The organism is Candidatus Propionivibrio aalborgensis (assembly GCF_900089945.1).
Lineage (GTDB): Bacteria > Pseudomonadota > Gammaproteobacteria > Burkholderiales > Rhodocyclaceae > Propionivibrio > Propionivibrio aalborgensis.
The window spans coordinates 1-9,207 of sequence record NZ_FLQY01000376.1; the positions used below are offsets into that span (position 1 = coordinate 1).

A 9,207-nucleotide genomic window follows, 5' to 3' on the forward strand; every position below is an offset into this window, starting at 1 on the left:
CCTCTCCAGCGAGGAAGCACGTCAGCGCGCCGCTGGCAAGCCCTATTCCTTCCTGCATATTTCCAAGGCCGAAATCGACCTGCCGCCTGACGTCGACCACTACGCGCCCGAGGTCTATGCCCGATCGGCCGAAAACCTCAAGACGCTGATCGATTCCGGCGTGATCGTCCGCGACGCCAAACCCTGCTACTACGCCTACCGGCTGCAAATGGGCGAGCACACGCAGACCGGCCTGATCACCGTCGCCTCGGTTGCCGACTATGACAGCAACCGCATCCGCAAGCACGAATTCACGCGCCCGGATAAGGAAGACGACCGCGTACGCCAGATCGAGGCGCTGAACGCGCAGACCGGACCGGTGCTACTGGCGCACCCGGATAACGACGATGCCGAACAATTGATTGCTGCCGCAGTAACAGGCGATCCGGTTGCAGACGTCACGGCCGACGACGGCATTCGCCACAGCGTCTGGCTGATCGACGATGAAAGCGCGATAGAACGCATCGGCGCCGTATTCAGCGCCTTGCCCAACCTCTACATCGCTGACGGTCACCACCGTTCGGCGGCCGCATCGCGCGTTGCCGCGGCCCGCCGTGGAACGGGCAGCCAAGGCCGACCGGATTCGGCCGAGTACTTCCTGGCGGTGATCTTCCCCGCCCGTCAGATGCGCATCATGGACTACAACCGCGTGGTCACCGACCTCAACGGACAATCGGTCGACGACTTCCTCAGGGCTGTCGGCGTGCGCTTCACCGTGACGCCATCGACTGCCCCGGTCAAGCCCGAGCACACTGGTGTCTTCGGCATGTACGTTGATCGGCGCTGGTATCACCTGACGATCCGCCCCGATCTCGTCCCAACGCTGGACCCGGTGCGGCGCCTTGACGTATCCGTACTTTCCGATCAGCTTCTCGGGCCAATCCTCGGCATCACCGACCTGCGGCGCGATACGCGCATCGATTTCGTCGGCGGCATCCGCGGGCTCGGCGAGCTGGAACGGCGCGTCGACCAGTGTGGAATCGACGACAACAAGGCTATCGCCTTTTCCATGCATCCAACGCCAATGGCCGACTTGATGTCGGTCGCCGATGCCGGCGAAGTCATGCCGCCCAAATCGACCTGGTTCGAGCCGAAACTGGCCGACGGTCTGGTGTCGCATGTGCTGGACTGAATGACGGAAAACCTGGATCGGCTGGCCAGGTTCCTGCGCGACCTGGCGCAGGCACTGCACATCAGCGGCATGCCGACGCATGATCTCGAACGCCACTTGAATGGCATCGGGCAGCGCTTCGGTGTGCGCGTCGAATGCTTTGCGGTACTGACCATGCTGACGCTGAACATTACGGACGAAGACGCAACGCAACGCGTTGAAATGTTGCGCCTGCCACCCTACGACTTCAACATGGTGCGCCTGATTGCCCTGGAAAAACTGATTCGCGAAATGGAAGGTATCGGCAGCCTGGGTCGCTGTGAAGTGCAGCTCAATGAAATCATCAGCGCACCGCCACGCTGGTCTGGCGCGGCGTTCGTCTTCCTTGGCTTTCTGCTCTCCGCTTCCGTGGCCGTACTCCTGCGCGGCGGATGGACCGAGATACTGTGCGGCGGTACGGTGGGCATGCTCTTTGTCGGCGGCCAGCTCGCACTGGCTCGTGTTCCACGTCTCGGGCCGGCAGCACCGGTTATCCTGTGTACCGTAGCGGCTATCTGCGCCCATGCGCTCAGCCTGGTATTCCCCCAGCAAACCCCGTTCATCACCGCCGTAGCCGGCGTTGTTTTTCTACTTCCGGGTTTTACGCTGACCATCGCCATGTCCGAACTGGCCACCCAAAACCTGCTCGCCGGCACCGGGCGACTGGCCGGAGCGTTCATCCTGTTGTTCATGATGGGCGCCGGGCTGGCGATCGGCACGCAAATCAGCCAGCACCTCTTCCCGGCGCACACTACAGGAACGTTCGCTCTGGTGCCGACCTGGGTCATCTGGCCGGCCATCGCTGCGCTCGGAGTTTCGATGCTCGGTCTTTTGCAGGCGCCGCTCGCCTCCGTACATGCGATGATTGGCGGCAGTCTGCTGGCCTGGACGGTGTTTTCGCTGGTCGGCGCCGTTCTCGGCAACGTCGTCGGCGCCTTCGTCGGCGCGCTCGCCGTGGCCAGCGCGGGCCACCTCTATACCTATCTCACCGGCCAGTCCAACCTCCTGGTGAAAATTCCCGGCCTGATCACCCTGGTTCCCGGCAGTATGGGATTTCGCGGCCTGCACGCCCTGATGGAAAAAGACAGCGCCGGTGGCATCAGCCTGATCACCGACATGGTCCTTACGGGTGCCGTGCTGGCTGTGGGATTGCTGCTGGCCGACAACATCGCGCCCTTGCTGTTCACCCGACGCGATGTCCGGAAGAATACGGTGCGCTGAATCCGGCAGTCACGTGCAAAAGGCGCCCCACATGAGTCGGAGAGTGACTTGCCAAATCAACCGAGTCGTGACGGATAATGCGCGGCCATGAATACCACTTTGCTTCCAAACTCGAATATCTGGATTGCGTACGGCGGCGTCCTGCTGTTTCTTGTAGCTGGCAGTGGCATAACCCGTTATCTGGTGAACGCTTTTCCTGATCGTGATTACACGAACTTGCGTCTGCGAGTGCGTACATGGTGGATGATAGTGCCCGCATTGATAGGAGCGCTCACGATAGGGCCAACCGCCATAGTGCTTCTATTCGCGATAGCCAGTGCTGTCACCCTCCATGAATATCTCGTACTCACCGGGAGCAGCCATCAGCCTGTTCCGGTTCTAGCTGCCATCTACGCGGCAACACCGATCCTTTATGCATTGGCCTACTACGCCGACAATGTAAGCATCGGTTTATTCATTCCGCTCTATTGCCTGCTGCTTGTCAGCGTGATCTTTGCTGTCCGTCGCGGCGCAGGCGTTTGGCGTACCAGCGCTACGGTTCTTCTGGGCGTCTTTTTGACTGTCTTTTGCCTCAGCTACATTGCTCGACTTGTCACGCTCTCCGGTGGGAACGGCCTGGTACTCTTTCTCTTGATGATCACTCAATTGAATGATGTATCGCAATATATATCGGGAAAGATGTTTGGTCGCACACCACTCGCGCCTACACTGAGTCCAAACAAGACGCGGGAAGGTATGCTCGGCGGGCTGGCCACTACAGCGGTAATCGCATCATTTCTTGGTCCCTTGCTAACTCCATTGAGCAGCCTGATTGCTGTCATTTATGGCACTGCCCTTGCGTTGGCTGGCGTTGCAGGTGACCTGACAGTTTCTGCGATCAAGCGCATGGCAGGGGTTAAGGACGCAGGCAAATTATTGCCCGGCCACGGCGGATTCTTCGATCGCGTCGATAGCCTGATCTATACAGCACCGCTGTTCTTTTATGGCATCCTGGTTTGGCAGGAGATGCAACCATACTGAAGGTTTTTGCGCCGTGCCACCCCTTGTCGTATTCCATTTTTTTCGGAGTCATCATGGACTGTTTTCTTCGCCGTATCACTATTATTTCTAGCATGCGCACTTTCGTCGAAACACGATTTGTATGGCGCAAATTCTTGCCTGTCTTGGCCATTTATGCGGGGCTACTGGCAGGAACCGTTTATGCTGACGACAATGGGCATGAGGAAGACCGCAAGCAACTGCGCGCTTTGATGAACGAAGTTGAAGCCGGCATTAACGCGCAAGATGTCGACCGATTAACGGCGATGATGGCAGACAACGTAACAGTGACTTGGCTGAATGCGGAAGTTTCGCGTGGAAAAAGCGAAGTGAAAGCGTACTACTCGCGAATGGTTGGGGGCGAGGGCGCAATTCTGAAGAAGTATGAAACCAAAGTATCACTGAGCGCGCCAGCGCACTTTTACGGTGACGTTGCCGTAGCTGACGGGAAAGTCGACGATGCGTTTTACCCCCACAAACGCGACCTGTTCCACCTCGATTCTCGATGGAGTTCAACTTTAGGCAAAATCGACGGCAATTGGAGAATCATCACCTTGCATCTGTCGGCAAACGTCTTCACCAACCCACTGATGGCGGAAGCCGAGCGCTGGATCTGGTTCGCCGGCGTCGGAGGCGTCCTTCTTGGCAGTCTGGCCGTATTTACTATCGGTTACCTGCGACGACGCCAATGACGTCTTCACAGCAACCCGCGCATGCTGCGTTCAATCATGCCGAGTTGCCTCGCGTCGCAAGCTTGATACAAAACCAATGATCTCGACCTACGCGCTGAAGCAGCGTTTCCAGTCCTATCTTAGGCCCTTGGTAGATCGCCTTGCGCAAACGAATATCTCAGCGAACACGGTGACGCTTTGCACCATGACGGCATCTTGCCTATTGGGGCTATTGCTGTTTTTTTCCGAGCAGGAGACCTTGTTCCTGTTGCTGCCATTGTGGATGTTTGTGCGCATGGCCCTCAATGCAATTGACGGAATGCTCGCTCAGGAGCACGGCCAAAAATCGCGAATGGGAGCCTACCTGAACGAACTCACCGATGTAATCTCTGATGCCGCTCTGTATGTGCCCTTTGTTGCCGTTCCGCCGTTTGGCTGGCCCAGTGTCGGCGCAGTAATATTCCTTTCCACCTTGTGTGAATTCGCAGGCGCACTTGGCTTGTCGATAGGCACGTGCCGCCGCTACGATGGCCCGATGGGAAAGAGTGACAGGGCAGTGGTATTCGGCGTCCTTGGCCTCGTTTATGGAATGGCTGGTCAGTTGCCCTCGTGGGCTTTCTGGATCATGCCGGCCATGGCGATTTTGCTTCTAATCACAGCCTTCAACCGCGTTCGCAGCGGATTGGCAGACTTATAGAATCTCTGAAGATATCATTCGATATGAGTGCACCTCGTCCCAGTCTGGAAGCCAGTTTCACAACGCATGATGGCGTTCCCCTGTTCTATCAACACTGGCCGGCCGAGCGTACGCCGCGTCGCGGTGCAATAGTCATCTTCCACCGGGGGCATGAACATTCCGGCCGCATGGCACATCTGGCCAGCGAACTGGATCTCCCGGATTTCGACTTCTTTGCCTGGGATGCACGTGGCCATGGTCGCTCACCGGGAGTTCGTGGCTTTTCGCCAAGCCTTGCATGTTCAGTACGTGACGTGAATACTTTTGTCAGGCACATCGAATCGAGCCACGGTGTGGCCACGGATGACATGGTGATTCTCGGCCAAAGCATAGGCGCTGTGCTGGTCGGCGTCTGGGCGCATGACTACGCCACACCGGTCCGTTGTCTGGTGCTTGCCTCGCCGGCCTTCAAGGTCAAGCTTTATGTTCCGTTTGCCGTACGCGGCCTGAGTCTCGCCCATCGCCTATTGGGCAATTTCTTTGTCAGCAGTTATGTCAAGTCCAGGTTTTTGACGCGCGACGTGCAACGTCAAGAATCGTACGATGCAGACCCTCTGATCAGTCGCTCCATTTCCGTAAACATGTTGCTGGATCTATACAGGACTGCTCCACGCATCATCGCCGACGCGCAAGCCATTACGGCACCCACATTGCTGCTGATATCGGAGAAAGATTGGGTCGTGCATCACGCCCCGCAACATGAATTCTTTTCCCGCCTGGGGAGCTCGATAAAGGAAAAGCATGTCCTCACCGGATTTCTGCATGACACCTTCGGCGAATATGACCGGCGAGCAGCCATAAACACAACCCGGGAGTTCGTTCTCCGCCAGTTCGCGGCGCCATTGTATCGCCCGGATCTTCGCGCGGCTGACCAGCATGGAGCCATGTACGACGAAGCGGTAGCCCTTTCACGACCGCTTTCACTACTGTCGCCCCGCAGCCTCTACTGGAGTCTGTCACGCTTGAATATCAGGTTTGGAAGCTTGTGGTCAGCCGGGCTTCGCCTCGGCCGTCAAACGGGCTTCGATTCCGGAAGCTCGCTTGACTATGTCTATCGCAACAAGCCGACGGGGCACGGCATTGTTGGCCGGCTGATCGACAAGATCTATCTGAATGCCATCGGCTGGCGCGGCATTCGCCAGCGCAAACAACACATCATGGAGTTGTTGTGTCTGGCGATGGAAAATTTGTATCGGGATCGGCAAGCCGTCAGAATCCTTGACATCGCTGCCGGACACGGCCGCTACATTTTCGATGCCTTGCAGCACTATCCACGACGTCCGGAGTCGATTCGCTTGCGCGACTTCGACAACATGAACGTAAAGGATGGCACGGCCTTGATCAGAGCGAGTGGCTTCGAAGACATCGCCCAGTTCGTCGCTGGTGACGCATTTGATGCCACTGAACTCGCGGCGACGACGCCACCAGCCAGTGTCGGCATCGTTTCCGGCTTATACGAACTGTTCCCAGAGAATGACGCCGTCAGCCGGTCGCTATTCGGGCTTTCCAAAGCTATTGGGGCCGGCGGGTATCTGATTTACACAGGGCAGCCCTGGCATCCACAACTCGAACTCATTGCTCGTAGCCTCACAAGTCATCGAGGCGGAAAACCGTGGATTATGCGCCGCAGGACGCAAGCCGAAATGGACCAATTGGTTGCTGAGGCTGGATTTGAGAAGCTTGAGCAACGCATCGACGAGTGGGGTATCTTCACCGTAGCCTTGGCGCAACGACGACCCGCATGACAAGAGGAGCGTTACCGGAAACCCTGCCAGATGCACAGCCATGGCAGTTGTTGAAACGCAGCATCGCATGGCTGCTATTTCTCGGACCCTTCTTCTTTATTTCCTACGGCTTCGCGAATTGGTGGGCAGAAACGCAATCGCACGCGAGAACCTTGGTCTTTGATTGGGAAAGCAGCATCCCGTTCGTCGGCTGGTCCATTGTTCCTTATTGGTCGATCGATCTGCTCTATGGACTATCCTTCCTGCTTTGTCGAAGTCGGAGGGAGGTCGACTGTCACGCCCGTCGACTATTCAGCGCCCAAATCATCGCCATTTCCTGTTTCATCGTCTTCCCTCTCCGCTTCAGTTTCGAAAAACCACCACTGACTGACAGCGCTTACCAGACGCTATACACCGCCCTTGCCGGATTTGACAAACCGTTCAATCAGGCGCCATCCCTGCACATTGCGCTTCTCATTGTCCTTTGGGTGCGCTATGTCACGGTCGACAGCAACGCTTTGAGGCATCTCGTGAATCTATGGGCCATCCTAATATTCGTATCCGTCCTGACAACCTACCAGCACCATTTCATTGACATTCCGACAGGCGCACTACTTGGTTTGTTTTGCCTGTGGCTGTGGCCGGACGAAGGACCGTCACCTTTAGCCCGCTGGAGGTTTTCCGCCTCCCCGGAACGTCGGCGGCTTGGCGCTCGTTATGTGCTAGGGGCTTCGCTTTGCATTGCTTTTGCGTTGTATGGTGAAGCGCAAGATTGGCGACTATGGTTACTCTGGCCGGCGATTTCTTTGCTGTTGGTCGCCCTGATTTACTTTGGATTCGGTCCAGAAGGCTTTCAAAAACGGAATGGGCGATTGGGCATTGCCACTGGCTGGATTCTTGCACCGTACATTGCCATAGCCTGGCTCAACTCTCGAATCTGGACATTCAGACATCCGAAGCCCGATGCAATTATGGAGGGCCTTTGGCTCGGAAGAATGCCTACGCGAAAAGACATGAGGGCTGGCCATTTTGAATCCTTGCTTGACCTGACCGCTGAACTATCCGCACCGAGCGGCAACTGGACAATCCAAAACCTGCCATGGCTCGATCTCGTGACGCCCGATGTAACGCAATTGCGACTTGCCGCGAATCAGATCGAGGCGTTGCATAGCAAAGGCCCGCTGCTCGTATGCTGCGCCCTCGGCTTCTCGCGTTCGGCGAGCGCTGTCGCCGCATGGCTCTTACTCAGTAAGAGGGCGTGCAGCGTAGACGCAGCGATCGCAATGGTTGCCGCTCACCAACCACAACTTGTGCTCGGACGGACGCATCGTGCGATGCTTGCAGATTTTCATCAGGCACTACCTGAATTGCCTTAGGGAAGCGCTGAACAAGCCGCCGCAAAGTTTGGCGACGAGGGTAAGTTGAGATGAAATTGTGATTCGTATCGAGTTTTCATCGGATAAATGGCCTGTTTTGGGCCTTGATGCGGGGAATTTCCCGGCATTCTGCTCATGTCGGACGCACCTGTCGCGTGAGCGGTCGTCCCCATTTGTTGATGTTGAGCATGGCCAGCATGGCGAAGGCTCGATTGGCATTCTTCGCCAAGCCGCGATAGCGAACCTTGGCGAAGCCCCAGAGACGCTTCAAGGTCAGAAATGGGTGTTCGACCTTGGAACGTACACTCGACTTTCGTCGGTTTGTGGCCTTGTCAGCGTCGGTCAGCGGACGGTTCTTGTAGGCGCGTTTGTTGGTGAAGTCTTTCGCCTTCGGCGCAATCGCCTTGAGTCGTTCCCGTTGCGCCTTGCCCCGGTAGGCGCTATCGCCGTAGAAACGAGTTTCTCCGCCATGCAGAAGATTCGGTACTTCATGGCTGTCATGAACATTGGCCGCAGTGACACTCGCGCTATGAACCAGACCGGTCTTGCTGTCCGCCCCGATGTGCAGCTTCATCCCGAAGTGCCAGTCGTTACCTTTCTTGGTTTGGTGCATCTGCGGATCGCGGCTCTTGTCTTGGTTCTTGGTCGAGGGCGGTGCGGCAATCAACGTGGCGTCGACAATCGTGCCGCCAGAAAGTCTCATGCCATTGGCCATCAGCAATTCACCGACTTTGGCAAACAGCGCGGCACCGAGATGGTTGGCTTCAAGCAGGCGGCGAAAATGAAGCAGCATCGTGGCATCAGGTGCCCGCTCTCGACCCAGGTCGATCCGGCAGAACTCGCGGAACACCGGAACATCGTAGAGGGCATCTTCGCACGCTTCGTCACTCAGGTTGAACCAGTTGGCGATGCAGTACATCCGCAGCATGCGCTCCAAACCCACCGGCGGACGACCATTTCCCGCCTTCGGGTACTGCGGCTCAATCAACGCGCAAAACTCGACCCACGGTATCAGCCTTTCCATGCGCGCCAGAAACTCGGCCTTGCGCGTCGCTCTGCTGTGTTTCTCGAATCCCTGCATTGCCGCCAGCGTCATTTGCTTCATCGTCTCATCCCTTGGGATCAATCCTCTTTATCGGACAATATGACGAAAGAACCGTTCACCCCTTGCGCTACTTGTTCAGTGTTTCCTTATTGATCCGGCCAGCTGAAGTATGAAGTTTCAGGCGGCATATTTGACACGGGGGTCGTG

8 protein-coding genes are annotated in these 9,207 nt (G+C 56.9%); 7 read left to right on the forward strand and 1 reads right to left on the reverse strand.

Annotated elements, in window-relative coordinates:
* The 7 genes from PROAA_RS16410 to PROAA_RS16440 form a co-directional block, all read left to right on the forward strand.
* A partial coding sequence (locus tag PROAA_RS16410) for a DUF1015 domain-containing protein (protein ID WP_186412381.1) occupies positions 1-1,171 on the forward strand: 1,171 nt, incomplete at its 5' end.
* Positions 1,172-2,410, forward strand: coding sequence for a threonine/serine exporter family protein (locus PROAA_RS16415; protein WP_186412382.1), 1,239 nt, complete (start codon positions 1,172-1,174; stop codon positions 2,408-2,410).
* Between the two features lie 87 nt (positions 2,411-2,497).
* Positions 2,498-3,430 (forward strand): phosphatidate cytidylyltransferase, encoded by a 933-nt coding sequence (locus PROAA_RS16420; RefSeq protein ID WP_186412383.1) that lies wholly within the window; start codon positions 2,498-2,500, stop codon positions 3,428-3,430.
* 53 nt (positions 3,431-3,483) lie between these two features.
* Complete coding sequence (locus tag PROAA_RS16425; protein WP_186412384.1) at positions 3,484-4,140, forward strand: YybH family protein; 657 nt, start codon at positions 3,484-3,486, stop codon at positions 4,138-4,140.
* Complete coding sequence (locus PROAA_RS16430; RefSeq protein ID WP_245664312.1) at positions 4,091-4,816, forward strand: CDP-alcohol phosphatidyltransferase family protein; 726 nt, start codon at positions 4,091-4,093, stop codon at positions 4,814-4,816. The genes PROAA_RS16425 and PROAA_RS16430 overlap by 50 nt, the downstream gene beginning before the upstream one ends.
* A 23-nt stretch (positions 4,817-4,839) precedes the next feature.
* Positions 4,840-6,600, forward strand: a complete 1,761-nt coding sequence (locus tag PROAA_RS16435; RefSeq protein ID WP_186412386.1) for a bifunctional alpha/beta hydrolase/class I SAM-dependent methyltransferase — start codon at positions 4,840-4,842, stop codon at positions 6,598-6,600.
* The gene (locus PROAA_RS16440) at positions 6,597-7,955 is read left to right on the forward strand and encodes a phosphatase PAP2/dual specificity phosphatase family protein (protein WP_186412387.1); all 1,359 of its coding nucleotides are present in this window, start codon (positions 6,597-6,599) and stop codon (positions 7,953-7,955) included. Before PROAA_RS16435 ends, PROAA_RS16440 begins: the two co-directional genes overlap by 4 nt.
* Before the next feature lie 133 nt (positions 7,956-8,088).
* Here the strand turns inward: PROAA_RS16440 and PROAA_RS16445 are convergent, their stop codons facing one another.
* A complete protein-coding gene (locus tag PROAA_RS16445) occupies positions 8,089-9,060 on the reverse strand; it encodes an IS5 family transposase (protein WP_186412388.1) in 972 nt (323 codons plus the stop codon).
* Positions 9,061-9,207 lie beyond the last annotated feature (147 nt).